Here is a 26,094-nt window from a genome sequence, read left to right as displayed (position 1 = left end):
GCAACTCGCAACTCGCAACTCGCAACTCGCAACTCGCAACTCGCAACTCGCAACTCGCAACTCGCAACTCGCAACTCGCAACCTGCAACTCGCAACTCGCAACTTATTTCAATCTAATCGACGTCGCTTCAATATCAATCAAACCTTGCTTAAACAAACCGCCAATGGCTTTTTTGTAGTTTGCTTTACTGGTCGAGAAGGTCTTTTTAATTGCTTCTGGGTCTGACTTATCGCCTAAGTGAAGTACGCCGCCTTCGGCTTTTAATTTAGCTAAGATTTTTTCGCCTAAGTCGTTTACTTTGCCCATGCCTGGCTTTTCAAGTAGTACGTCGATTTTACCGTCTTCACGTACTTTTTGAATAAAGCCTTTTAAGCGTTGGCCAACAAACAGCTTTTTAAATACCGTGTTGTAATAAACAACGCCAATGTGAGCTTCGTTTACAAGTACTTTGTAGCCTAGGTCTGTTTTACCGGCAACGATTAAGTCAACTTCTTCCATTACAGAGTAAGTTGGTTCTTCTTTCGATAAAAACTTATTAAAGTTGCTCGATGCACAAATACGTTTGCTGGCGTTATCGAGGTATAAGCGTACAAGATACGAAAAGCCGTCTTTCATTTTTGGCTTTTGTTCGTTGTATGGCGCTAGTACGTCTTTTTCGAGGCCCCAATCCATAAACGCACCGGTGCTATTGATTGCTTTAACACGTAGTAGGGCAAATTCGCCTACTTCAGCTAAAGGTTTTTTTGTAGTGCCAGTTGGGTGACCTGCGTGATCTAAGTAAATGAATACTTGCACGCTGTCGCCAGCTTCTAATTCGTAATCAATTTCTTTGCTTGGTAAGAATACTTCTCCTAAATCACGGCCATCTAAATAAGCACCTTCGTTAGACATTTCGTTAACGAAAAGGGTTTGTGTGGTTCCTAAAATACTCATTGTTATTCCTGTTCTGGCTTTTTCTTACGGCGCATTGGAGCAAAACCATCTACATCAATTGGTGCTTGAATAGGGGTTTTTGGCTTTTTAGGGGCTGCTTTGCGTTTTGGTTTTGCAGGTTTAGCAGCCACTTTTTTCTCTGCTTTTTTCCAAACTGTGTTTGGTTTTTTCTCACGCAGACCTTTAAATTTACCAACAAGGCCGTCAACGGTGAAAAAGCTTAATTCATCATTTAAAAATGCTTTAATTGCTTTGTAGCTTGGCCAATCTTTCGGGCCTACTAACGAAATAGCAGTTCCTTTAAACCCTGCGCGACCAGTACGACCAATACGGTGCACATACTCTTCAGCATGTTTTGGTAGGTCGAAGTTAATTACGTGGGTTACGCTTAATAAATCAAGACCACGCGATGCAACATCGGTGGTGATTAAGATTTTAAAGTTTTCACGGCTAAAGGCGTCCATAATTTCAAGGCGCTTAGCCTGTGTTAAGTCACCCGCAAGCGCTTGCGCTTTAAAGCCTTTATCATTTAATAGCTGACTTAAACGCTGAGTGTCGGCACGTGTTGCGGTGAAAATAATGCATTGGCCAACATTGTCTTGTTTTACAAAGTGCTCAAGTAGGGCTTCTTTGTGATCTAAGTGATCAGCTAAATAAAGTTGCTGAGTAATGTCACTATGTTGCTCGTTAGAAGCACTTAACAGAATTTGTTTTGGTGAACGTAAAAGGTTACGTGATAGGGCATCAACTTGTGCATGGTCAAGAGTTGCTGAAAACAATAACGTTTGGCGTAAACGGTGATCAGCAAGCTCGTTAATCATTTTAACTTGATCGGTAAAGCCTAAATCTAAGATACGGTCAGCTTCATCAAAAATTAACAGCTCTAAGCCTGAAAGCTGTAATGAGCGTTGACTCAAATGGTCAGCTAAACGCCCTGGTGTACCTACTACAAAATGTGGGTCTTTGCGTAGTGCTTTAATTTGGTCATTAAAGTTTTCACCACCCAGTACTTTTACAGCACTAATGTTTGTACCGGCAATTAATAGCCTTAATTGGCTGTACACTTGGGTTGCTAATTCGCGGGTAGGCGCAACGATTAAAACGCGAGGGTCGCGTTTACTGAGTGCTTTTTGTTTCATTACGCGCTGTACAGCAGGTAATAAAAACGCCAGCGTTTTGCCCGATCCTGTTTTTGACTGTGCAAAAATATCATGGCCTGCGATAGCTGTAGGTACCGCGTGAGCTTGAATGTCAGTGGGCTGGGTGATGCCTTGATGCGCAAGTTGTTTTTCGAGGCGTGTATCAATCCCAAGTTCAGTAAAATGCAATGCGTAATCTCCGATGAGCAAAATTTGTAAATCCTGTTCATTATAACGCACTTGCCTCACTTGGAGACAGTAAAAACACAGCTATTTCGCATCAGTTTTTGCAATTATCGCTAATTCGCGTAAAATACGCGCCCTCAATGCGCCGGATTTGCGATTCGGTTAACGCCCCACATGGGCATTTAAAGCAAAAGGTAAAACCATGACTGCTGTTCATAAAGACAATGTAACTAGCGAGCACTTTGTTGTTTGCGCACTTTACAAATTTGTAGCCCTTCCAGATTTTGAAGCTATTCGCCAACCATTACTTAAAGTAATGGAAGACAATGAAGTACGCGGTACTTTGTTACTTGCGGCTGAAGGTATCAACGGTACTGTTTCTGCTAAACGTGAAGGTATCGATAACCTACTTGCATGGTTAGATTCACAACCAAACCTAGACAACATCGTGACTAAAGAGTCATACGATGACGAATGCCCGTTCTACCGTACTAAGGTAAAACTGAAAAAAGAAATCGTAACTATGGGTGTTGAAGGTATCGACCCACGTGAAGTAGTGGGTACATACGTAAAACCAGCTGAATGGAATGCGTTAATTTCAGACCCTGAAGTGATTCTTATCGATACGCGTAACGATTACGAAATTGAGATCGGTACTTTCCAAAATGCGGTTGATCCAAACACCAAAACGTTCCGCGAATTCCCAGCGTGGGCGAAAGAAAACCTAGACCCAGAAAAGCACAAAAAAGTTGCTATGTTCTGTACCGGTGGTATTCGCTGTGAAAAATCAACTGCGTACATGAAAGAGCAAGGCTTTGACGAAGTATTCCACCTTGAAGGCGGCATTCTTAAGTACTTAGAAGAAGTACCAAAAGAAGAAACCATGTGGGAAGGTGAGTGTTTTGTATTTGATAACCGTGTTGCGGTAAATCACGACTTACAAAAAGGCTCTTACGACCAATGTCACGCGTGTCGTATGCCTATCACTGAAGAAGAAAAGCAAAAGCCAGAATACATGGAAGGTGTATCGTGTCATCACTGTCACGACAGCCTAACAGAAGAGCAACGTGCACGTTTTGCTGAGCGTCAAAAGCAAATCGAATTAGCACAAGCGCGTGGTGAAGGTCACATCGGTAACGAAGCGCAAGAAGTTCTTCGTAAGCGTAAAGAAGCTAAAAAAGCGCAAAAAGAAGCACAGCGCCAACAGTAATTGTTAGCTTTATGAATTGATAGAAACCCCAGCTTTGTCTGGGGTTTTTTTTATGCCTGTTCGTTTTAGCTACATACAGTTTTTTACACATCTTAAACAGTCTCTAACTGACCTTAGAAATACTATCTAACTTAAGCTTTATACTGATGGGATGACAATAGAATGAATAAATTACTGCTAGGTTTACTATTTTTAGGTGGCTGCGCGACACAAGGGGTAGATAGAGCCGACCAAAATGTAATGATTAAACGCTTTTATGCAAAAGTGACATCGGTTCAGCCAGTTAAGCTATCATCCAACGTTGAAACGGGTATAGCAGCAGGCTCTACAATTGGTCTTGTTGATCAGCTAGATGGCAACCACGAAGATATGATTGCAGGGGCAATTGCTGGGGCACTTGTTGGCGGCCTAGTAACAGCTATATCAGAAGGTAGTAATGATACCTTTGAGTATTCATTAAGATCAGAGCAAGAAGGTAGTTTTACACTAATTCAAAAGGAACAAATAACTGATCAATCTGATTGTGTAGAGGTAACCATTGCAAGCGAAGCACACTTAAAAGAAGTCGATTCATCACATTGTCGTTTCTAATTAGAAAACACAGGCGATGTATGGGTTTATTTCACCTTGGCTAATTGTTTATTAAACGAAGTCAGCTTTTTATTGATCACAAAGCTGTTACACTTCGTAACAATTAAAACGATTCTTATTTAGGTGAAATTTTGACAATTGGCAAATTACATACATGGACTTTAATTGCCTGTATTAGTTGTATTTCCGTCGCTGAAGCGGCTAATGTAGTTGTAGAATCAGTGTCTGTTGAAAAGTCTAAACAACAGATAAAAGCCGTGGGTAATGCTGAAGCGATTCACTCAGTCACTCTTTACCCAGCCGTTGGGGACAGAGTCACTGCTGTTTACTTTAAACCAGGCGATAACGTTGCCAAAGGCGACTTACTATTAGAGCTTGATTCACGTAGACAAAAGGCAGCGTTGATCGAAGCTGAAATTACTTTAAAAGATGCTGAGCGTACCATGAAAAGGCTTGAAGAAAGCCACGCCCGTGGTGCAGTACCGCAAAGTGATTTAGATGATGCGAAAACGCTTTATGAGCTTGCAAAAGTCCAGTTAATGCAAGCGAAAACAGAGCGTGAAGACCGCGAAGTTCGTGCTCCTTTTAGTGGTGTTATGGGTTTAACTGACGTTGAAGTAGGCGATAGGATCACAACCCAAACAGCCATTGCCACCATTGATGATATTTCTGAGCTTTATATCAATTTTAATGCCCCAGAGGCTGCTATCTCTGTGCTTAAACAAAAATCTTCGGTCGAAGTGGTGCCTTGGTTAGGCGATAAAGCTTACACGGCTCAGGTGGCAGAGCTTGATTCGCGTATTAATGCCCAAACCCGCACACTCAGAACAAAAGCCAAACTTGATAATAATGCCCAGCAATTTATGCCGGGTATGAGCTTTCGTGTGCATATAAATATTCTAGGTGAAGAGCTTGCCGTAGTACCTGAAGCAGCCATGATGTGGGGGGCAGCAGGCCCTTACGTATGGAAGAGCGTCGATAAAAAAGCAACTCGCGTTGATGTTAAAATTGAGCAGCGTTTAGCAGGGCGCTTGTTAGTCTCTGGTGGCTTAAACGAAGGTGACTTATTGGTGACAGAAGGAGTTCAACGCCTAAGACCTAATCAAGAGCTTAATTTCATCAATGAAGTGCAGCTAGCCAAGGAGTAATGATGAAACAGCAACCTATGATGGAAGACTTACCATCAATGGCGATACGTCGCCCTGTTTTAATCGTGGTACTTAACTTACTCATTATTATCGCCGGTATTGCAGCAATAGCAGGGGTTGAAGTACGTGAGCTACCTGATGTTGATAGACCTCGTATTACTGTATCAGCGTCTTTTCCTGGTGGTTCACCGGAGACCGTAGATACCGAAGTAACTAGCAAGCTCGAAGGGGCGGTTGCTAGGGTTAGTGGTGTAAAGTCGATTCGCGCGCAAAGTGAAGAAAACAATGCTCGTATCGTGGTTGAGTTTCGTCCCGGTGTAAATTTAGATGATGCTGCAAACGAAACGCGTGAATCGGTAGCCCGTGTGCAGCGAGAATTACCCGAAGAAGTTGAACGGGTATCAATTATTAAAGCCGATAACGATGCCGAAGCGGTTGTATCGTTAACGGTATCAAGTGATAGCTTATCCCTTGAGGCGTTGACAGAGCGTGTTGATGTCGACTTAGCTCCGCAGTTTTTAACCATTCCAGGCGTTGCTGATGTTCGTTTAAATGGCGACCGTGAACGGGTGCTTAGAGTGCGCATCGACCCACTTAAGTTAAGCAGCTTTAACCTTACGGTACCAGATATTGCCAATGTACTTCGCCAAGCTCCCTTTGATGTGCCTGCGGGTAGTTTAAAATCAAGCGACCAACAGGTGATTGTTCGTGCTGATGCAACGTCAATATCAGCAGAACAAGTAGCCGATATCATCGTTCGTGACGATACCCGTATTGGCGATGTTGCGGCTGTTTACTTTGGCCCAGCCGATCCGCGTTCATTCGTAAGGCTTAATGGCACACCTGTGATTGGCATGGAAATTATTCGTCAGGCGCAATCTAATACCATTGAAATTTCTGATGAAGTGCTAACTTTAATCGAGCGCATGCGAGTACGTTTTCCTGAAATGGAATTCACTTTAACCTCTGACGATGCTCAGTTTATCAGAAGCTCAGTTGATGAAGTTATTAACTCACTGTTACTAACCGTGCTGTTAGTGGTGATCACACTGTGGGTGTTTATTGGCTCATGGCGCGCAACGCTGGTTCCTGCATTTGCGATACCTGTTGCATTAATTGGCTCTTTAGCACTTATTTGGGCGCTTGGTTTCTCAATTAATATTCTTACCTTGCTTGCACTCGTGTTAGCTACAGGCCTAATTGTAGATGATGCCATTGTGGTAAGTGAAAACATACAACGTCAGCGGGGCTTAGGTCTTGGTCGTCGAGCAGCTGCAGTGGTTGGTACCCGTGAAGTATTCTTTGCTGTTGTGGCAACAACCGCCGTATTAGCTGCGGTGTTTGTGCCTATCGCTTTTTTACCATCAACAGCAGGGCGACTATTTAGAGAGTTTGGTGGGGTATTAGCTGGCGCTGTTATCATATCAAGCTTTGTAGCGCTGTCTTTGGTCCCTGCGCTGACATCAAAACTGAAATTAAAGCAGGGCGGTTTTCATCCATTTGCAAAAGTTGGTCATGTGTTAGCCGCTGTTTATAAGCGCACAATACATGGTGTACTTGAACATGCATGGCTTACCTTTTTTGCGTGTTTGTTGGTCGCTGCAGGCTCTGGTGCACTGTATTTCAATTTAGATAACGAGTTATTACCAACAGAAGATCGCGGTAAAATTCGTATTTTTGCCCGTGGTCCAGATGGTGTTGGCCTGAATTTTATGGACAGGCAAGCGGTTCAAATGGAAGATATCTTACTGCCGTATGTTGAAAGTGGTGATATTGAGTCTATTTACACTGTGGTTGGGCAGTGGGATCCAAATATTGTATTTATTACTGTGCCACTAAAACATTGGGACGAACGTCACTTTAGTCAGCAAGAAATTATCAATAAAATACGTGAGCCTTTAGGGAATATTCCTGGTGCGGCTGGTTACCCAGGTGGCTCAAATAGTTTGAACCTGCGTGGTCAAGGTGGTGGTATTGAGCTTGCGTTATTGGGCCAAGACTACCTCGAGATATTTAAAGCTGCGCAAGACTTCTCTGCTGAAATTGAAAAAGCAGTGCCAGAAGTGGCACCTGTACGTATTTCATATCAGCCGTCACAGCCACAATTACGGGTAAATATTGATAGACGTCGTGCTGAAGAGCTAGGCGTATCGCTCAATGATATCTCTGTGACACTTCGCGCTGCAATCAATGGTGATGATATCGCCGATTTAAATATTGGTGACCAATCAATCCCGATTATGTTGCAAGCACAAAACCAAACAATCACAAACCCGAGCGATTTAGCTAACTTGTATGTTGGTGGCCGTAATGGTCAGTTAGTGCCACTTAGTAGTGTAGCAACGATTACTGAAGAAGGTGTTGCAGCTGAGCTTGAGCGCCACGCGCAGCGCCGTGCTATTGAACTGAGTATGGAAATGCCTGAGGGCGTAACTATTGCTGAGCTGGTAACAAAAATTCGTGATATTTCAGAGCAATCTCTGCCTGCTGGCATCAGCTTAGCGTTTAAAGGTGAGGCATTAACTTTTGAAGAAACTGCCAACGAAGTATTAGTGACCTATGTTCTGGCCTTTTTAATTGTTCTTTTGGTATTGGCTGCACAATTTGAAAGTGTGAATAGTGCAATCGTTGTTATGATCACAGTACCGTTTGGTATTACATCTGCAATTCTAGCGCTGTATCTAACAGGTACATCATTAAACATTTACTCGCAAATTGGTTTAGTGATGCTGATTGGTCTAATTGCTAAAAATGCCATCTTGCTAGTGGAGTTTGCTGACCAGTTACGTGACCAAGGACGCTCGGTTAGAGTTGCAGTAGAAGAGGCCGCATTGGTTCGTCTTCGCCCAATCGCGATGACACTGGTTTCAACCTTACTGGGTGCATTACCACTTATATTATCTACCGGTGCAGGGGCTGAGGCTCGTAACGCCATTGGTTGGGTAGTATTTGGCGGTTTAGCACTGGCGGTGTTATTTACCCTCTATTTAACGCCTGTTATTTATCTTGGTTTAGCCCGCTTTACTAAACCGAGGGGAGATGAGTCGAAACTTCTGGCTGAAGAGTTAGAAAAGGCTTAATCCTACTTAATTGGCTATTTTTTCTTTGAAAAAATAGCCAATTACCCTCACAATTAAATCAAATGGTTTAATCTAGGTACGCGTATGCAAGCCGAACACGTCGATATTGCCCAATTTCTTTCTGATCATGCTCCATTTGATGATCTTCCTGAAGAGGCAGTAAATAAACTCGCAGCACAAATCGAAATCGCTTATTTTCGCGCAGGTACTGAAATATTAAATTATGGCGAAGATATCGCTGATTTATATGTTATACGCAGTGGTGCCGTTGAAATGTATCGCCGTGATGGTGATTTATACAACCGTTTAACTATCGGTGGGATCTTTGGTTCAATGGGCCTTCTTATGAACCGTAAAGTGCGTTTTCCGGCAAAGGCGCTTGAAGATACCTTAGTTTATTGCATCAATGTTAAGTTGTTTAACGAGTTTTGTGATGAGTACGAAGTGTTCGCCGATTTCTTTGAAGCCGATGGTAATGTGCGCCTTCATCAGGCAATTGTTGAACAAGCTGACAGCAACGATTTAACAACTGCTAAGGTAAAGTCGCTTCTTCATCGTGATGTTGTTACTGTGGCAAAAGATGCATCAGTGCAAATGGTTGCGCAATTAATGACGCAAGAGTCAGTATCGTCTGTACTAGTTACTGATGCCGATAAACCAATCAGTGATGATCCTGATGACGACGACGGCCAAGTAGTTGGCATCATTACCGACCGTGACTTACGTACCAGCGTTATTGCTGAAGGGTTAAGTTACGAAACGCCAGCCGCGCAAATAATGCAAAAGGACTTAGTACTTCTTGATAGCAATGCGTATGTGTTTGAAGCCGTGCTTGCAATGCTCAGAGATAATATTCACCACCTGCCTGTAGTCGTTAAGAAAAAACCGATTGGCGTTATTTCGTTATCAGATATTTTACGCTACGAGTCGCAAAGTAGCTTATTGTTAGTACGCGGCATATTAGCTCAGCAATCGGTTGAAGATTTAGCTCACTATGCAAGGCAGCTGCCTAATGTGTTTGTACGCATGGTTAACGAAGACGCTAACTCACACATGATTGGTACCGCAATGGCTGTAATAGGGCGTACCTTCAAACAGCGTTTACTTGATTTAGCTGAAGAAAAGTTTGGCCCACCGCCGGTTCCTTATTGCTTCATCGCTCTAGGTTCAATGGCGCGTGATGAGCAATTAATTGTAACTGACCAAGATAATGCCATTATCCTTGATAATAATTTTAACGAGGAGTTACATGACGAGTACTTCCAGAATTTGGCTGATTTTGTTTGTGACGGTTTAGCTGAGTGTGGCTACAAGTATTGTGAAGGCGAAATTATGGCGTCATTTAAAAAGTGGCGTTTAACACGCGAGCAGTGGAAAGAGCAATTTGCAGGTTGGATGGCCGAACCTAAACCGCAGGCTTTGTTACACAGCTCGATCTTTTTTGATTTAGACGGTGTTTACGGTAAAAACAAATGGGCCGATGAGCTCAAACGCTTTATCGCAACAGAAGGGCGTAAGAATAAACGTTTCTTGGCAAACCTTGCAGCGAATGCGCGTAACAGAACACCGCCTTTAGGTTTCTTTAAAGACTTTGTGTTAGAGCATAATGGACAACACAAGCGCTCTATGAACTTAAAACGCCGCGGTACAGCGCCTTTATCTGACGTAATACGCGTGCACGCATTAGCGATAGGCAGCCGTAAACAAAATTCATTCGAGCGTTTAGAAGATATTATCGAAGCTAAATTACTCCCTGAAGGCAAAGCACAAGATTTACGAGATGCCCTAGAATACATTGCCATGATCAGGATAAGACACCAAGCATGGCAAATAGAAAAGCTTGATGAAGCGCCAGATAACGACTTAGAGCCTCATTTACTTTCTCCTTTTGAGCAGCGTAATCTCAAAGAGGCGTTTGCCATTTTAGATAAAGCGCAGAATTTCCTTAAATTCAGATATTCTGCCAACACTGGGATGAAGTAATGGCAAAACAAGGCGCGAAACTTGATTGGCCCACTCGGTATCAACAGTTATTAGCACAGAGCAAACAGCCACTAATTAAAGCATTTTATGAATCAGCTCTTTGTGATTTAAACATGCCTATTAGCGATGTTCCCTTCGTTGCACTTGATTTTGAGACAACCGGTCTAAATTATCAAAATGACGATATCGTCAGTGTTGGTTTAATCCCATTCAATACTAAGCGTATTTTTTGTAAAGATAGCCAACATTGGATTGTTCAACCAAGGCGTAAGCTTGCTGAAGAGTCGATTGTTATACATGGTATAACTCACTCAGAAGTGAGCGATGCACCTGATTTTTCAACGATTATGGAGCCTTTGTTAGCAGCATTAAAAGGCAAAATTATAGTGGTGCATTTTGCTCCCATTGAACGGCACTTTTTATATCAAGCGTTGCAAGCTCGCTTAGGCGAAGGGCTTGAATTTGCTGTTATAGACACGCTAGATCTGGAAACTCGTGCTCTTAGAGCAAAGCAAGGGTTACTAGGGCGATTATTTAACTCTAAGCTTGATTCTGTGCGCTTAGCAGACTCTCGTATTCGTTATTCGTTACCTGCGTATCAAAACCACAACGCACTGAATGATGCCACAGCCACCGCAGAGCTGCTACAAGCGCAAATAGCTTACCACTACCGCCAAGATACACCGCTAAGCGAATTACTCATATAGCGCCAGTAGCAACGGCTTTTGCCGGTTAATTTAAATTATCTGAGCAAAGCTTATAAATAAAAAACGCCGCAAATGCGGCGTTTTTTATTATTTAACGGCAGGTTTAGTGTCTTGGTTCTGTTCGTAAGCCAAGAATTAAACTTACACACATTAATAGCAATACAAAGGTAAACGGCAAGCCCGTAGATACGGCGCCGGCTTGTAAGGCTTCGATTGCTTGTGTGCCACCAATCCAAACAAGTGCTGCTGCAATAGCACCCTCGATTGTTGCCCAAAAGATACGTTGAGGTACTGGTGCGTCAACTTTACCACCGGCAGTGATAGAGTCGATTACTAATGATCCTGAGTCTGATGAAGTAATAAAAAACACGAGTACTAACACAATTGCAATGAATGAAAGCACTTGCGACATTGGTAGGGCTTCAAACATTTGGAACATTGCAAGTGGTACATCAGTTAAGCCTTTTTCACCTAGTACACCCACTTTATCAATAACTTGTTCAATAGCGATACCACCATAAATCGACATCCAGAAGATAGTCACAACAGTAGGAACTAGTAATACAGCAATTAAGAACTCACGGATTGTACGGCCTTCAGATACGCGCGCAATGAACATACCTACAAACGGTGACCATGAAATCCACCAAGCCCAGTAGAATACAGTCCAGCCATGCATCCATGTTTCATCTTCACGACCATGAGGGTTACTTAATGGAATAATGTTCTCAACATAACCCATTACAGTATTTGGAAGGTTGCCAAATGCTGCAGAAAAACCAACAAGTGCAACAAATACAAGTAATACAAAAGCAATAAGCATGTTTACGTTACTAAGCAGTTTTACACCGCCATCAATACCGCGAACAACAGAAATCACAGCAAGTAACGTCACACCCACAATAACGCCAATTTGTAAGCCAATTCCGCTATCAGTACCAAATACATGGTTAATACCTGCAGCAGCTTGTTGCGCGCCTAAACCAAGAGACGTTGCAAGGCCAAATAGAGTGGCAAGTACAGCGAGAATATCAATAAGGTGGCCAGGCCAGCCCCATGCTTTGTCACCTAAAATAGGGTAAAAAATTGAACGAATTGATAACGGCAAACCTTTGTTATAGCAAAAGAATGCGAGAGAAAGCGAAACAACGGCGTAAATTGCCCAAGGGTGTAAACCCCAATGGAACATAGTTGCACCCATTGCCATTTTGGCAGCTTCTGGCGTGTTTGCTTCAACACCGAGAGGTGTTTCGTACCAGCCTGTAAAGTAAGCTACAGGTTCTGCTACGCCCCAGAACATTAAGCCTATACCCATACCTGCAGCAAATAACATTGCTAACCAAGAAATACGAGAGTGAGTTGGACGCGCTTCTTTACCACCAAGGCGGATGTTACCGTATGGTGAAACAATTAACGCTAAGCAAAACAATACGAATAAGTTTGCTGACCACATAAAAAAGCCATCAAAGTTATTAATAATGTCGTTCTTAATACCATTCAGGGTTGTTTTTGCTGTTTCAGCATCTGAAATAAGTGTTGCCACTAAGAATAGGGCAATTAAACCAGCACTAATGCCAAATACAGGGTTATGCACATCAAAACCCCATTTTTGTACATTGTCCTGACCGACGGTGTAGTCGGTATTGTCGATACTGTACTTATCATGATGTTCGCTCATGAATACCTCTTGTTGTAGTTATATCTAGCAGAAAGCTAAACGGCCGGATGGCACAAGTTCAACTAATACTCTTTACGTGTAAAACTTAAAATTAGTTTGTAGACGAACTAAATTTGTACCAAAGTCTAGTCTTTAGTGTAGGAGTTCGAAAAAAAATGTAAATGGTTTTGTCCCTAAACAGCCGAATAAATGCAGTTTTTTACGTTTTTTGTTGGAATTGTGAACAAATTGGGTAGGGGGAAGGAATAATTTGATGACAGTATTATTTCAAAGCAAATTATTTCAATTGAGAGGAAAGTGCTGCAAACACAGGGCTTGCAGCACAAAGTTACTACTTTTTGTAAGCGTCGTTATGAACGCCAGCAGCACGACCTGAAGGGTCAGCATTGTTTTGGAATGATGCATCCCAAGCTAGTGCTTCAGGAGTAGAACAAGCAACTGATTTGCCATGCGGAACACATTTCGCAGCTGCATCACCAGGGAAGTGCTCTTCGAAAATACTACGATAAAAATACGCTTCTTTAGAATCAGGCGTATTGATCGGGTATTTGTATTTTGCATTAGCAAGGTCTTGATCGCTTACTTGTTCGTTCACATACTCTTTTAAAGTATCAATCCAGTTATAGCCTACGCCATCAGAGAACTGCTCTTTTTGACGCCAAAGTACGTCGTCTGGTAGATAGCCGTCGAACGCTTCACGAATAATGTGTTTTTCGATTTTACCGTCTTTACACATTTTCGCTTCTGGGTTGATACGCATTGCTACGTCTACAAATTCTTTATCTAAGAATGGCACTCGCGCTTCAACGCCCCATGCTGCCATTGATTTATTCGCACGCAAGCAATCGAACATATGTAGTTTAGAGACTTTACGGTTAAGTTCTTCATGGAACTCTTGCGCATTTGGTGCTTTGTGGAAATAAAGGTAACCACCAAATAGCTCATCAGCACCTTCGCCCGATAACACCATTTTAATACCCATGGCTTTAATTTGGCGCGCCATTAAGTACATCGGCGTTGAGGCACGAATAGTTGTTACATCGTACGTTTCGATGTGATAAATCACTTCACGCAGGGCATCAATACCTTCTTGAATAGTAAAGTGAATAGGGTGGTGAACCGTACCAATCATATCAGCTACTTTTTGTGCAGCTGCTAAATCGGGTGAGCCTTCTAGACCCACAGAGAAAGAATGCAGTTTTGGCCACCATGCATCAGACTCGTCATTATCTTCGATACGTTTTGCAGCAAAACGCTGTGTGATAGCAGAGATAACCGATGAATCTAAACCACCAGATAATAGAACGCCATATGGAACGTCACACATTAATTGACGTTTAACAGCTGCCTCTAAGCCTTCTTTAACATCGCTCACTTTAGCTTCGTTGTCTTTTACTGCATCATAGCTTTGCCAATCACGGCTGTAGTACTTACGAAGTTGACCATCTTTGCTCCACAAGAAATGACCCGGAGGGAACTCTTCAATATGTTTACAAATTGGCGATAATGCTTTTAATTCTGAGGCAACATAAAAGTTACCATGCTCATCATGACCCGTATAAAGCGGAATAATCCCGATATGGTCACGACCAATTAAGTAAGCATCTTGCTCTTCGTCGTATAAACAAAACGCAAAAATACCATTTAAATCGTCTAAAAACTCAGGGCCTTTTTGTTTATATAAAGCCAAAATAACTTCACAGTCTGATTGAGTTTGAAAAGTAAAATCAGTTTCTAAGCTAGCAGCGAGCTCTTTGTGATTATAAATTTCACCGTTAACAGCAAGAATATTTGTACGCTCAGGGTTGTACAAAGGCTGTGCACCACTTGATACGCCAACAATCGCTAGACGCTCGTGCACTAAAATAGCTTTATCTGATGAATACACGCCAGACCAATCTGGCCCGCGGTGCCTTAATAGTTTTGACATCTCAATTGCTTGGCTACGCAATTGAGCGGGATCAGATTTAATATCTAATACCCCAAAAATTGAACACATAGTGACTCCTCATTCCAAATATGTGCGCAGTTAACAGAATTTATATAACTGCGAATGTTTGTTTTAACAGAAATAATTACCTAAGTCACACAGGTTTTTTAATTAATTGAGAATAAAATATGCACCTGCGGTTACCTCTTTGCACCAGTATGGGGTAAGTGGTTAAAGGGTGAGCAGTTTAAATGCTTGATTTGTGCAAATTGGATGATAATGAGTCTGGAATAAAGGCTTTTGTTACTAAACTTTCTGCACAGCTTTGGTGCAAAGGAATACGTAGGGTTTTTACCTTTTTAAATGTATAGACAAGCTATGAAGTTAACGCGAGCAAAGACTTTCTTTGCTCGCATTTTAAACATCAATAAATTAAGCGCTATTTATTAATATAGTTTAGTGCTATCGCAAGTTGATTTAAGTGCGCAGTTAGCTTTTCTTGTGCCTCGTGGGCTTCGTTGAGTGTAACAAACTTAAAGTGAAGGAAGTCGCCGGGTTTTAATTGTGCAAAATGACGAAGATCCGCTTCGATCACGGTGCCGAGCAATGGATAACCACCCGTTGTTTGCGCATCGTTTAATAGCACTATGGGTTCACCATTTGGCGGAAGCTGAATACAGCCAGGAGCAACAGCCATAGAGGGTAATGAAACATCATGGCTGATATCACACTCATCACTTAATAGTCTTGTGCCCATGCGGTTACTATTAGGCGATACATGCCAAGAATGATTTATAAAGTTAACGATGGTTTCTTTTGGTAACAGTGCTGCATGTGGTGCAGCATGAATACGAATTTGTGTACTTTTAGGTGGTAGCATGGCACCTAAGCCAACTTTGGTATTGTACCTTGGCGTTATATCAAAACTATCGCCAGCCTGTAGTGCTTGACCGGTTAAGCCACCAAAACCCGCTAATATATCTGTTGAGTAAGAATCTAAAATGGGCTCAGGTAAATGCCACTCGCCGCCAATAGCAAGGTAGCTTCTAAAACCATGACGTGCAGCATTAAACTTTAATACATCGCCTTTTTTTATGTAAAAGCTCCAGCCAGGATCAACAGGGTTGCCATTCACTGTGGCTTTCATATCAGTGCCGTGCAGAGCAATGTAGTAATCGTTATCGAACTGAATTTCGGCAAGACCTAAAGTGATCTCAATAACGGGGTTGTTGTCGTCGTTGCCAACTAAACGGTTTGTAATAACTTGAGCGTAAGGGTCTATGCAACCTGATTGACCAATGCCTAAATGGCGAGAGCCTGTGCGGCCTTGATCTTGTATAGACATTTGCATGCCAGGTTTGATGATAGTGATCATTTTAACACCTCCTGAATAACAAACTCTAAAGTATCACCAGGTTCAATAGCACAAGGCGAGGCTGCATTGATATCAAACAGACGAAAATCTGTATGACCAATAATTTGCCAGCCACCAGGTGAGCTTTCAGGGTAAATACCGGTTTGATCGCCGCCGATAGCAACAGAACCTTTTGGAACAGAGAGCCTTGGTTCAGCATGACGAGGTGTGTAAAGTTGTGGATTTAAACCATCTAAATAAGCAAAACCGGGCTTAAAGCCTAAAAAAAGCACGTGGTATTTGGCACTGCTGTGCATTTGAGCAACATCATCAACAGAAAGCTTATGATGTCTAGCAACATGCGCTATATCAGGCCCATATTCACCTCCATAACGAGTCGCAAGTTTATGATGACGTGAGTTAAAGTCTGTGGCTTTAAGTTCGTGCCATTGTTCTAGCAATCGTGGCAGCCAACCAGCAAGTTGAGCGGGCTCTTTCAGGTAAAGCGTTAAATTATTATTGGCAGGGACTACATCAACAAAGTCATCACTGCTTTGGCAATATTGGGCTAATGCCCATATTTTCTTTTGCGTAGTGAGTGTGTCGCTTGCTGTTTCATAGGCATCAAAAAAGATGCTATGCGTAGTGAGCGCCATAATTTTAGGTGTACTATTGGTCGTCGTCATTGCGTATCAATCTTATTATTATCCCTTAATGCTTATTAGCATATAGGCTGTTTGTTGATGATGTAAATGTGTCTTTAGTGTTAATTAGAAAAACTCAAGACAATCAAGTGGCTATAATAGCTTATAACCACTTGATAAAGTGCAATGCCTAATTACTGTGCGTTATTTAGTAACCAATTAGACAGTAAACGTACGCCATAGCCTGTACCGCCTTCAGCTAGTTCATCTTTTGCTTTAGAATTTAGCGCGTTACCAGCAATATCAATGTGAACCCAACGTGTGTCACCGGCAAAGTTTTGTAAGAAACTCGCTGCTGTAGTAGCACCTGGGCCATGTGAACCGATGTTTTTAAGATCAGCAATGTCTGACTTTAAAGCATCTTCATAACCTAGAGGTAAACGCCATATGTTTTCGTTTACTTGTTTACCAGCAACAGTTAGTTGCTCTACAAGGGTGTCGTCGTCAGAAAACACAGCCGCATAGTCATTACCTACAGCACGAATTTTAGACCCTGTTAGGGTAGCAACATCAACCATAATACTTGGTTTGTACTTGTCGCGGGCATACCACATTGCATCACTTAATACTAAACGGCCTTCAGCATCTGTATTTACAATTTCAACGCTTAAACCTTCAGCGGTTCTTACAACGTCACCCGGCGCGACAGCAAATTGCGATACCATATTAGCTGCCATGCCCATTACAGCAACAACGTTTGTGTCGGCTTTAGCCAGTGCCATTGCTTTTACAGTACCCAGTACAGCAGCTGCACCTGCCATGTCTGATTTCATGCGGGCGATTGAAGCGCCTGTTTTAAGGCTGTAACCACCAGAATCAAAGGTAATACCTTTACCCACTAATGCGATAGGGGTGTTTTTATTACCTTGATAATGTGCAACCACTAAACGTGCACCTTCTTCGCTACCACGGCCAACAGCCTCAAGTGCACCCATGCCCAGCTTTTTAAGTTGCTTAGGCTCTAAAACAGTAATTTTAACACCTAACTTTTTAAGCTCTTTTGCCGCTTTAGCAAAATCAACCGGCGTCATTTCTGTTGCAACTTCAGACGTTAAGTCACGCGCTAAAAATACACCTTGTTCAATGCTTTGTAGTAGTTTATGGGTTTTGACCGCTTGGTCTAAATTTTCAACATCTAATGTGTAGTTAACAACATGGCTGTCTTGTTCTTTTTTGTATTGCTCAAAACGGTGGTCACGTAAATTTGCGCCATGTGCAAATTCTGCTGCATATTTAGCATTGATTGCGCTGTCTTTTAGCTCTGAAAAATCAAGGCTAACATTTTCCTGTTTAGCCGACTGCAATTTAGCGTGAACGTTACCACCTAGTTTTGCCATTTTTGCTGCATCTAGTTTTGGCTGCTCTCCTAAGCCAACAAGTAAGATGCGCTGATGGTCGCTACCGTTTGGTGCGATAACTTCTAAAGTTTTGCCATAGCCTGCTTTAAAGTCGCTAAATTCAATGACTTTATTTATGTGAGTTTGGGTTTCTGGCTTTAAATAATTAAAGTTAGCAACTTGGCTATCTGTATCTAAAAATAAAACTAGGGTGTTGTCGTTCGGTTTAATTGATTTCGCAAAAGTGAACTCTGCGGCATTCACTTGCGTAGCAAGTGTTAATCCTAATGCAATAGCAGATAAGCTGTGTGCAATTTTCATTTTTTAATATCCCAATGTTAAAAAGCTGTTTTTTACCGTAAATAAGGTTAAGAGTTAAATTGTTAGCGGTGAATCGCTGTTTGCATGCGTTTAAGTTGAAATTATTAATACCTATGCTCGGTCTGTCTTAAATACAGGCTTTTAAGAGGAAATTAGTATGACAATTAAGTCGATGTTACTGACACTATTCACTTGCAGTGCCATTTTTACCACCAGCCCAATTAAAGCTGACACAATGCCAGATAACGCGACAGGGCATATTGAAACCATTGTGCTTGGTTCAGGTTGCTTTTGGGGAGCAGAAAAACGATACGAAGCACTGGATGGTGTATTGGATGCGGTATCTGGCTATGCCGATGGGCATGGATTTAAAGCGACCTACAAGAACATAACACGTAGCTCACGACGCTTTGATAAAAACAATTATGCAGAAGTTGTTAAAGTGACATACAACAGCAACGAGTTAACAACACAATCACTGTTAAAGCATTATTTTGAAAATCATGATCCAACTCAGCTAAATCGCCAAGGGAATGATGTTGGTACTCAATACCGCTCAACAATTTTGGTAAGTAATAATGAGCAACAAGAAGTTGCGAATAAACTTAAAGATGAATACCAAAGCAAATTAACAGCAGCAGGCTACGGCAAGATTGTAACTGTGATAAAACCGCTTGATGCATTTTATGCCGCTGAGGATTATCACCAAGATTATTTAAAGAAAAACCCTAATGGCTATTGCCCGGATCATTCAACGGGCGTTGTATTCACACCAGTAGAAAAACAGCAGGTTGATAACACAGCCTTATTGGCAGGTAAGCAAATTGTAGTGATAGATGCAAAAGGTTATTGCCCATACTGTGAAAAGTTTAAAAAAGAGGTAGCTAATGAGTACATGGGTTCGATACCAATGACCTTTCGATATGCTGATCAACTTGATGGCTTAACGGTTAAAACGCCGACTTGGGCAACACCCACGTTATTATTTATAGAAAATGGCGAAGAGGTTTATGGTCGCCAAGGCTATGTCAGTAAAGATGAGTTTTACAAAGCCTTAGGCGCATTTAAACTAGGTGACAGTGAAGCTTTTAGAGTGGCATTTCATGCCAGAACTGACAGCCCATTTTGTAAGCAGTACGATATCTTTAAAAATACACCCGACGGTATTTTTATTGATAAGCTAAGTGGAGCGCCGCTATTCGATACCCGAGATAGATTTAACTCAGGCACTGGCTGGCTTTCTTTTACACATCCAGTAAAAGACAGTGTAACTATGCATGAAGACAACAGTTATGGCATGCAACGTATTGAGCTTAAATCAAAAAGCTCGGGTATTCATTTAGGTCATTTGTTCCCTGGTGAAGGGCCAAGAGGTAAAGATAGATACTGCATAAATGCTACAGTGCTTGATTTTGTGCCAAGAGATAAATCTTAAAAGGTAACTGACGTAAGAAAACCAGCCGACATGGCTGGTTTTCTTTTAGCCTGATGACTTTTTACCACAATTTTAATTCCTGTTTAGCGAGATTTAAGTTAAACGACACCAGCTCGTTATTATTTAGCTGCACAGCCTCATAGAAATCGGCAATGGCTGCCGTATCATTTTTCGCCATTAGTCTGGCAATACCTCTATTACTTAATGCATAAGATGTCAGTTCATTACGCTTATAGTGCGAGGCATTGACCTTTTTAAGCATCGCGATTGCTTGAGAGCAATCTTGATCAGCTTTATCAAACTGCTTCAGTTTCACACTCGCAACACAGCGGTTAAACGGCACGATATAGTTGTTAGCTTCGTTCATTGTCTCTAATGAATTTGCAAAGTTGCCTTGCATAATTGCTTTTGAGCTTGCGTTATCGTCAACAACCATGAGTTTAAAGTCGTTGTTGTTGGCGAATACAAAATTTGAACAAACAAATAATATTAACCACAGGCAGGGTTTAAGATTTAATTTAAACATTGTTTTCTCCTTGTTAGCGTAAGCGTTGTGCTTACTCTATAAAGTTAGAAAACAGGGTATAAAACTGACAAACGATATAATCGCACCCATAAGGTGAAGAAAAGTATTCTATAACGCAGATATTTTAGACGAAAAAAAGCCCGGTCAGAACACACAAGAACCGGGCTTTCGACAACAATTTGGTTGGGGGTAACTTTTACAGCGCTAGGTTTTGTTTTGCGCGGCTTAAGTTGTGGTTAACAAGTTCGTTTTTAGAAATTTGTACTGCTTCATAAAAGTCAGAAAGAGCAGCAGTATCGTTTTCAGACATGATGCGTGCAATACCACGGTTACTAAGTGCAAACGATGTTAGTTCACGGCGTTTGTAACCTGGTACTTTACTTGTACTTAGAAGAGAAATTGCTTGTGTACACAGGCTTTCCGCTTCTGAAAAATTCTTTTCTTTAACGCTTAATGCACAGCGGTTGAAGGCAGTTTCGTATTGGCTAGTTGCATTGTCGTTAGATTGAGCTTGCTCAATAACCATCAGTTTATAATCAGCTTGGTCGGCTACTGCCATCGCTGAGCAAGTTAATAAAGAGCTAAGTGCAATAGTTTTTACAAGTGTTTTTAACATGATAGTTTTCCTCTGAATAAGTTGGTGTTTCTTGCCAACGAGTGAACTTTAAAATATTCCTATAAGCTAAACAAACGATTAAATTAAAACTGATAGATGAAGAAATTTAATCTATAGAGTAATTACTCAGGGTTCAGGTTTTTACTGTGGTGTAGAGGAGGTGAAGTTGTTTTATTCCTGTATTGGAAAGTCAAAATAGCTTAGCTGAGTGCTGATAATTTAATGCCGTCACTTCATGTACAAATGTTATTTAGGTTTAAGGGACGCGGCCGTACTGTTAGAACAGTAGCAAAAGGTAAGTAACTTTGTTAAAAATTGTCTTTTAAGTAATATTCTGTCGAATTGTTCAAAGTGCTCAATATGCCTGTTAAAAAACTCTTGGTGGTTCATGAAGCTAATCGTATTGCTTGTTAGAAAAGCTATAGATTCTAAATTTAAAGTATTTGGCTTAAAAATTATACAGGATATAAAAACTGATGATTTTATAAATATATTAGACTTTTGCCTGAAAAATGGCTGGGTTAAAACTTATGAATACGATAATTTTGATGCATGGATTGATTACGGTAAGGTTAAGCTAGTAAAAGAAAATCGTGTACTTAAATTTGAGTGGGATCATTGGTTTGAAGGTGAAATATCAGGCAAAGCCGATGATATTGTTATTATAGCGAAAAAATTTGGTTTAATGGCAAGAGATAAACCAAATTGGATTCACGTTAAATAAAAAACTTTGTCTCTAACATACCGATAAGATTAGAAAATTTGAATTCAGTTCGCTTTGCACTCATTTTAACCTACCGTTAAAGCTAATTAAGTTGGCGAAACAACTCAAGGGAAGTCATGGATAAATTTTGTTGGGAAATTACTGTTCAAGATCTTAATGAACATGCTGTTTGGCTTTTTAAGTATTGTAAGGATGATTCAGTTGATGAAACCATTGTAACACCAGCCTCTGAAGCTGATACACTAAACCCAAATAATCAGTTACTTGTAAAATCACAGTTTACTGATGCTATTGGCAATAAATTCTTGGGTTACATTCATATCGGCTTAGCCGGGATTGAGTATACGCAACCATGTATGTTTGTTGATGATGAACCAGTTGGCTTTTGGTTTGGCATATCAACACCTAATACAATTGATTTACCAAAACTAAACTTTCCAATTCAAGCTGTTTCAGAGCCTATCTATGGTCTACCTTCTCAAATCGAGATTATTAACGGTTATATTTCCTCGAGTATTGAGATATCGTCACAATAGACTACTGACCTAACAAATATTTTTAACTATAATTATGCAAAAAGTTATCTAAATTTCTTTTACTCTCCAGTCTCATATCTGGAGTGCTTTCATTTAAGACGCTTGCTAACAACCAGTCAGCTGATTTCGAAGTCATTAATCTCGCAGATGATTTTTATACTTTATATCAGTCAAGCAATACGTTGACTGCAGAAAATAGAGCAGAGCAGTTTTCTCAACATTTCACCTCTCAATTTGCACCTTTTTATAGTGATAAAAGCTTTTTAAAAGCTATTGCGGGTTTTAGTGCAATTGAAGAGGTTTATCACTCAAAAAATAAGCATTTATCAAAAGATTTAAACAGCAGTATGGAATCATTTATTGCTACTTTCCCTGATTTCAAATCTGAAACCCCCATTTACATACTTCACTCGTTAGGAAGGTTCAATGGGGCAACGCGAGAGTTAAATGGTAAGTCTTACTTAATGTTTGGTGTAGACCTTATGGCCAAATATCATACCTGGAAAAACGATACGCCATTTTTTCATCACGAGTTATTTCATGTTTACCATGAAAAATTATTTCAATGTAAGGATGAGCTATGGTGCTCTATTTGGACTGAGGGGTTAGCTACTTACGTTTCATATAAATTAACTCCGTCAGCCAGTGATGATGAATTGATGCTAAACATACCTAGCAATCTGGTGAAAAAGATTCGCTCAAGGCAGCTCGATTCTCTCGTTGACCTCAAGAAAAAGTTTTATTCAAAAAAACCTGAAATATATTCTTCATTTTTCAACTTCGCAAAGGACGAGACAAAGCTGCCATAGCGAAGAGGTTATTACCTAGGATTTATTTTAGCTAAAGAAATTGGCAAAAATTACAGCTTAGAGCAATTGGCTAAAATGGATAAACAGACAGTAGAGAGCTTATTACTAAAAGAGCTTGATTTATTAATAAAAGCGGAAGGCTAAAAAACTAAACACCTAAACGACAAAACCCAGCCTAAGCTGGGTTTTGAGACAACACAAATCTGTGAGAACTTATAAAGCTAAGTTCTTTTTCGCACGAGTTAAGTTGTGCTCAACTAACTCGTTCCCTGAAATTTGTACTGCTTCGTAAAAGTCTGACAATGCAGCAGTGTCGTTTTCAGACATGATGCGTGCAACACCACGGTTACTTAACGTAAATGACGTTAGTTCGCGACGTTTATAGCTAGGTACTTTACTCGTACTTAGTAAGCTGATTGCTTTTGAGCATAATGTTTCAGCTTCAGAGAATTTTTTCTCTTTAACACTCAAAGCACAGTCATTAAATGCTTGTTCGTATTGACGGTTATCTGCAACATCAGCAGTGATAGATTGGTCAATTACCATCAATTTGTAGTCACTCTGATCAGCCACTGCCATAGCTGAACAAGTTAATAAAGAGCTAAGTGCAACGCGTTTCATAAGTGTACTAAACATAATCTTTTCCTCTATTTGAATCGGTATCAATCGCCGACAAATGAACTTTAATTGAACAGCGCAAATTCAACAAACGATAAAAAATGACCTAATAGATGAAGAAATTTAACCTATAGACTTTAGTCTAATGTAGTGAGTTAGTCTTATAGCTGTCAGGTCTGTGATCTGACCCCGATAAAGTAGACACGGGGTTTAAATAGCTAATGTTAACGATAAAGAAAAATAAAGGGGCAGAGTACGCAAAACAAACAAATTGTTGTTAATTAAAAATAAAATCGGTACTTTATGATGGTATGTATAGTTGATGACTTAATTTATTTAGAATAAGCGTATAACCATGAAACTGATATTTGCGTTGTTACTTTTAGGACCTGTTATTGCCAATGCAGCTGAAGATAAAGTCGCTGTTTATCTTAATTTTGAGCAGGCTTATTTGAGCAATGATGTATCTTTGTTTACGCCATTATTAAGTAAAAACTATACGATTAGACAAACATTGCATATTCCAGGCATAGGGTCAGATACTGTACCTGTTACTAAAGCTCAGTTACTTGAAGGCATGAAGCAAAATCCTAACCCTAGTTCATTACCGCGCTCAAAAGCTGAATCAGTTATAATAGAAACAATTTCAAAACAGCAATTCTGTGCAAGTTCTCAAACTTTAGATCAAGTCGTAGTAGCAGGTAAAAACTACGAAGAGAAGGAACTAAGAAAAGCGTGTTTTAAACACGAAAATAACAGCTATGAAGCTATATCACATACCATTGATGTGTATTATCGAGAGCTTTGATAGAGGTAGTTAACATTCAGAAATTTCCGTGTATCAAATAAACGTACTAACTGATATTAATTACGGATAAACTCTATAAATGAGATAAGGAAATAAATATGAACAAACAGTTAGGTTTAGTAGCTGGGGTATTACTAGCATCATCGAACTGTTTCGCAGCTGATAGTTTTCAAGTTGAAACTGCTGTTTATAGAGCGAATGAGCTTCTAGCATCGCCAGTAATGCTGGTGGAAGAAAAACAACCTGTAACCATCTCTATAGGTGAGGGGTTTAGCTATGAAGTTAAAGTTACACCACAAAAAGAGAATACGGCGGCTGTAGAAACATCAATCACACTCGCTGGCAGCTATTTTACACCTTCTTTTATTGTGGAATATGGTAAACAGGCTTCTTTCGAAATAGGTGAAAACAAAGTGAGTATTTTAATAACCAAGGCGAAAAGTTAAATTAGCAATAAAAGACCCTCAACAAAATTGAGGGTCTTTTATCTATTATTTTAGATGTTTAAAAGTATCAATCATCCATTTTATAAATAGTTCTAATTGTGCATTGGTTTCGCTAGGATCGTGTTGCACTAAGTAATATTTATCTTTTGTTTTTAATGGCATATCGGTGAAATTAAATAACCACTGCTCATCAAACCAAGTCTGACTGATAGGTAAGGGGATTAGGGCAATACCCATACCCTGTTGCGCGGCACGTGCCACACCAAACATACTATCAACTTGAATAATTTGCTTTGGTGCAAAGTCTTCAATACCAGCATGCTCTGCCCATTGGTGCCAAGCCCAAGGACGCGCTTTATGAAGTATAAGAGGTACTTCATTTAATGCCTGAAACGGGTTTTCTTGCCATGCTTGCCAGTTTTCTTTATTGCAAGCTGGTGTATACGATAGCGAAAATAGCTCATGTACAACGCCTTCGTGCGGTTTAGATGAAGATAATACAATCGACAAATCGCTTTGCTTAGTCAGCTCTTTACGCGTTTTTAAGGTATTAAGCTGTAAGTTTGTATTTGGGTGCTCACTGGTCCATTCGCTCAGTTTTGGCATTAAAAGCTCACTGGCAAAAAACTCAGGTAGCGTAATACTGATCGTTACGTTTTCTTGTAACTGACTAAATTCATTGATGGTTTTTTCTAGCGCTTTGATCAGCGGTGATACAGAGTCATAAAAATTCTTCCCCGCAGCAGTTAGGCGGATAGAGCGGGTTTGACGTTCAAATAGTTCAATACCCAATTGTTCTTCTAATTGTTTGATCTGATGGCTTACGGCAGACGGTGTAAGGTAAAGTTGGTTTGCAGCATCTTTAAAGCTAAGGGTGCGTGCAGCAAAACAAAATGAGCGTAGGCCACGAATAGGTGTTTGCATAGTTAATTTCAGTAAGTCTCAATAGCGCTTGTTAGTTAATTAACTGCTAAGCAATTATTATCCCAAAATGTAAAAAAATAGAGAGTAAAGAATGAATATAGCTAACTCTTGCCATATTGTATAAAAAACAATCGTGAATCGCTCGTTTAATCTATGTTTAGGCAAATGTTTAGTATAAAAGTGATCTTAGCAGTTTTAGCTATTTCGTCATAGTCTCAGTATTAGATACTGCCAATTCACTAAAGCAGGGCATTTTATACTATTTATGTGACAAAATGGTGCGGCGAAAGGCTGACTTTAGATAAAAAAAATCCCTCTTGCGAGGGATTTTGGGTAACTCAGCGCCATTG

General features: G+C 40.5%; 23 protein-coding genes. 12 read left to right on the top strand and 11 right to left on the bottom strand.

Annotated elements, in window-relative coordinates:
- Positions 1-103: 103 nt before the first annotated feature.
- Both AN394_RS09455 and AN394_RS09450 read right to left on the bottom strand, forming a co-directional pair.
- Positions 104-934: a S1 RNA-binding domain-containing protein gene (locus AN394_RS09455; protein WP_054561545.1), complete on the bottom strand. Its 831-nt coding sequence runs from the start codon at positions 932-934 to the stop codon at positions 104-106.
- 2 nt (positions 935-936) lie between these two features.
- The gene (locus AN394_RS09450; RefSeq protein WP_054561999.1) at positions 937-2,262 is read right to left on the bottom strand and encodes a DEAD/DEAH box helicase; all 1,326 of its coding nucleotides are present in this window, start codon (positions 2,260-2,262) and stop codon (positions 937-939) included.
- 199 nt (positions 2,263-2,461) lie between these two features.
- Between AN394_RS09450 and AN394_RS09445 the strand changes: the two genes are divergently transcribed.
- The 6 genes from AN394_RS09445 (at position 2,462) to AN394_RS09420 (ending at position 10,978) form a co-directional block, all read left to right on the top strand.
- Positions 2,462-3,469 (top strand): rhodanese-related sulfurtransferase, encoded by a 1,008-nt coding sequence (locus tag AN394_RS09445; RefSeq protein WP_054561544.1) that lies wholly within the window; start codon positions 2,462-2,464, stop codon positions 3,467-3,469.
- Positions 3,470-3,631: 162 nt separating this feature from the next.
- A complete protein-coding gene (locus AN394_RS09440; RefSeq protein ID WP_054561543.1) occupies positions 3,632-4,060 on the top strand; it encodes a hypothetical protein in 429 nt (142 codons plus the stop codon).
- A gap of 131 nt (positions 4,061-4,191) precedes the next feature.
- Positions 4,192-5,208 carry an efflux RND transporter periplasmic adaptor subunit gene (locus tag AN394_RS09435; RefSeq protein ID WP_082401566.1) on the top strand — a complete coding sequence of 339 codons (1,017 nt, stop codon included), beginning with the start codon at positions 4,192-4,194 and terminating at the stop codon, positions 5,206-5,208.
- 2 nt (positions 5,209-5,210) lie between these two features.
- Complete coding sequence (locus AN394_RS09430; RefSeq protein ID WP_082401565.1) at positions 5,211-8,288, top strand: efflux RND transporter permease subunit; 3,078 nt, start codon at positions 5,211-5,213, stop codon at positions 8,286-8,288.
- 84 nt (positions 8,289-8,372) lie between these two features.
- Positions 8,373-10,271, top strand: coding sequence for a DUF294 nucleotidyltransferase-like domain-containing protein (locus AN394_RS09425; RefSeq protein ID WP_054561541.1), 1,899 nt, complete (start codon positions 8,373-8,375; stop codon positions 10,269-10,271).
- Entirely contained in the window at positions 10,271-10,978 is a 708-nt protein-coding gene (locus AN394_RS09420) for a 3'-5' exonuclease (RefSeq protein ID WP_054561540.1), read from the top strand. Before AN394_RS09425 ends, AN394_RS09420 begins: the two co-directional genes overlap by 1 nt.
- Before the next feature lie 103 nt (positions 10,979-11,081).
- Here AN394_RS09420 and AN394_RS09415 read toward each other — a convergent pair whose 3' ends face one another.
- The 5 genes from AN394_RS09415 to AN394_RS09395 form a co-directional block, all read right to left on the bottom strand.
- Positions 11,082-12,656, bottom strand: a complete 1,575-nt coding sequence (locus AN394_RS09415; protein ID WP_054561539.1) for a BCCT family transporter — start codon at positions 12,654-12,656, stop codon at positions 11,082-11,084.
- A gap of 331 nt (positions 12,657-12,987) precedes the next feature.
- On the bottom strand, positions 12,988-14,655 hold the full coding sequence (asnB, locus tag AN394_RS09410; protein ID WP_054561538.1) for an asparagine synthase B: 1,668 nt from the start codon (positions 14,653-14,655) through the stop codon (positions 12,988-12,990).
- Between the two features lie 370 nt (positions 14,656-15,025).
- Positions 15,026-15,961, bottom strand: a complete 936-nt coding sequence (locus AN394_RS09405) for a biotin-dependent carboxyltransferase family protein (RefSeq protein WP_054561537.1) — start codon at positions 15,959-15,961, stop codon at positions 15,026-15,028.
- Positions 15,958-16,626 carry a 5-oxoprolinase subunit PxpB gene (gene pxpB / locus AN394_RS09400; protein ID WP_054561536.1) on the bottom strand — a complete coding sequence of 223 codons (669 nt, stop codon included), beginning with the start codon at positions 16,624-16,626 and terminating at the stop codon, positions 15,958-15,960. The genes AN394_RS09405 and pxpB overlap by 4 nt, the downstream gene beginning before the upstream one ends.
- A gap of 152 nt (positions 16,627-16,778) precedes the next feature.
- Entirely contained in the window at positions 16,779-18,302 is a 1,524-nt protein-coding gene (locus AN394_RS09395) for a leucyl aminopeptidase (RefSeq protein ID WP_055021364.1), read from the bottom strand.
- 157 nt (positions 18,303-18,459) lie between these two features.
- Here AN394_RS09395 and msrA point away from each other — a divergent pair, with 157 nt between their 5' ends.
- Entirely contained in the window at positions 18,460-19,737 is a 1,278-nt protein-coding gene (gene msrA / locus AN394_RS09390; RefSeq protein WP_054561534.1) for a peptide-methionine (S)-S-oxide reductase MsrA, read from the top strand.
- Positions 19,738-19,798: 61 nt separating this feature from the next.
- Here the strand turns inward: msrA and AN394_RS09385 are convergent, their stop codons facing one another.
- Together AN394_RS09385 and AN394_RS09380 are read right to left on the bottom strand one after the other, a co-directional pair.
- The gene (locus tag AN394_RS09385) at positions 19,799-20,263 is read right to left on the bottom strand and encodes a hypothetical protein (RefSeq protein ID WP_054561533.1); all 465 of its coding nucleotides are present in this window, start codon (positions 20,261-20,263) and stop codon (positions 19,799-19,801) included.
- A 196-nt stretch (positions 20,264-20,459) separates the two neighbouring features.
- A complete protein-coding gene (locus tag AN394_RS09380) occupies positions 20,460-20,879 on the bottom strand; it encodes a hypothetical protein (RefSeq protein WP_054561532.1) in 420 nt (139 codons plus the stop codon).
- Positions 20,880-21,267: 388 nt separating this feature from the next.
- On the opposite strand from AN394_RS09380, the gene AN394_RS09375 reads away from it, so the two are divergent.
- The 3 genes from AN394_RS09375 (at position 21,268) to AN394_RS09365 (ending at position 22,948) form a co-directional block, all read left to right on the top strand.
- Entirely contained in the window at positions 21,268-21,603 is a 336-nt protein-coding gene (locus AN394_RS09375; protein WP_054561531.1) for a hypothetical protein, read from the top strand.
- A gap of 116 nt (positions 21,604-21,719) precedes the next feature.
- Positions 21,720-22,139, top strand: a complete 420-nt coding sequence (locus tag AN394_RS09370) for a hypothetical protein (protein WP_054561530.1) — start codon at positions 21,720-21,722, stop codon at positions 22,137-22,139.
- A 182-nt stretch (positions 22,140-22,321) separates the two neighbouring features.
- Positions 22,322-22,948 (top strand): hypothetical protein, encoded by a 627-nt coding sequence (locus AN394_RS09365; protein WP_054561529.1) that lies wholly within the window; start codon positions 22,322-22,324, stop codon positions 22,946-22,948.
- 213 nt (positions 22,949-23,161) lie between these two features.
- Here AN394_RS09365 and AN394_RS09360 read toward each other — a convergent pair whose 3' ends face one another.
- On the bottom strand, positions 23,162-23,584 hold the full coding sequence (locus tag AN394_RS09360; RefSeq protein WP_054561528.1) for a hypothetical protein: 423 nt from the start codon (positions 23,582-23,584) through the stop codon (positions 23,162-23,164).
- Positions 23,585-23,921: 337 nt separating this feature from the next.
- Between AN394_RS09360 and AN394_RS09355 the strand changes: the two genes are divergently transcribed.
- On the top strand, positions 23,922-24,374 hold the full coding sequence (locus AN394_RS09355; RefSeq protein WP_054561527.1) for a hypothetical protein: 453 nt from the start codon (positions 23,922-23,924) through the stop codon (positions 24,372-24,374).
- 98 nt (positions 24,375-24,472) lie between these two features.
- Positions 24,473-24,820, top strand: a complete 348-nt coding sequence (locus tag AN394_RS09350; protein WP_054561526.1) for a hypothetical protein — start codon at positions 24,473-24,475, stop codon at positions 24,818-24,820.
- A 45-nt stretch (positions 24,821-24,865) separates the two neighbouring features.
- On the opposite strand, the gene AN394_RS09345 is transcribed toward AN394_RS09350, so the two are convergent.
- Positions 24,866-25,744 (bottom strand): LysR family transcriptional regulator, encoded by an 879-nt coding sequence (locus AN394_RS09345; protein WP_054561525.1) that lies wholly within the window; start codon positions 25,742-25,744, stop codon positions 24,866-24,868.
- Positions 25,745-26,094: the final 350 nt, after the last annotated feature.

This window comes from Pseudoalteromonas sp. P1-26 (assembly GCF_001401795.1).
Taxonomy (GTDB): domain Bacteria; phylum Pseudomonadota; class Gammaproteobacteria; order Enterobacterales; family Alteromonadaceae; genus Pseudoalteromonas.
The sequence above is the reverse complement of the archived record's forward strand: the minus strand, read 5'-3'. Positions and strand labels throughout refer to the sequence as shown.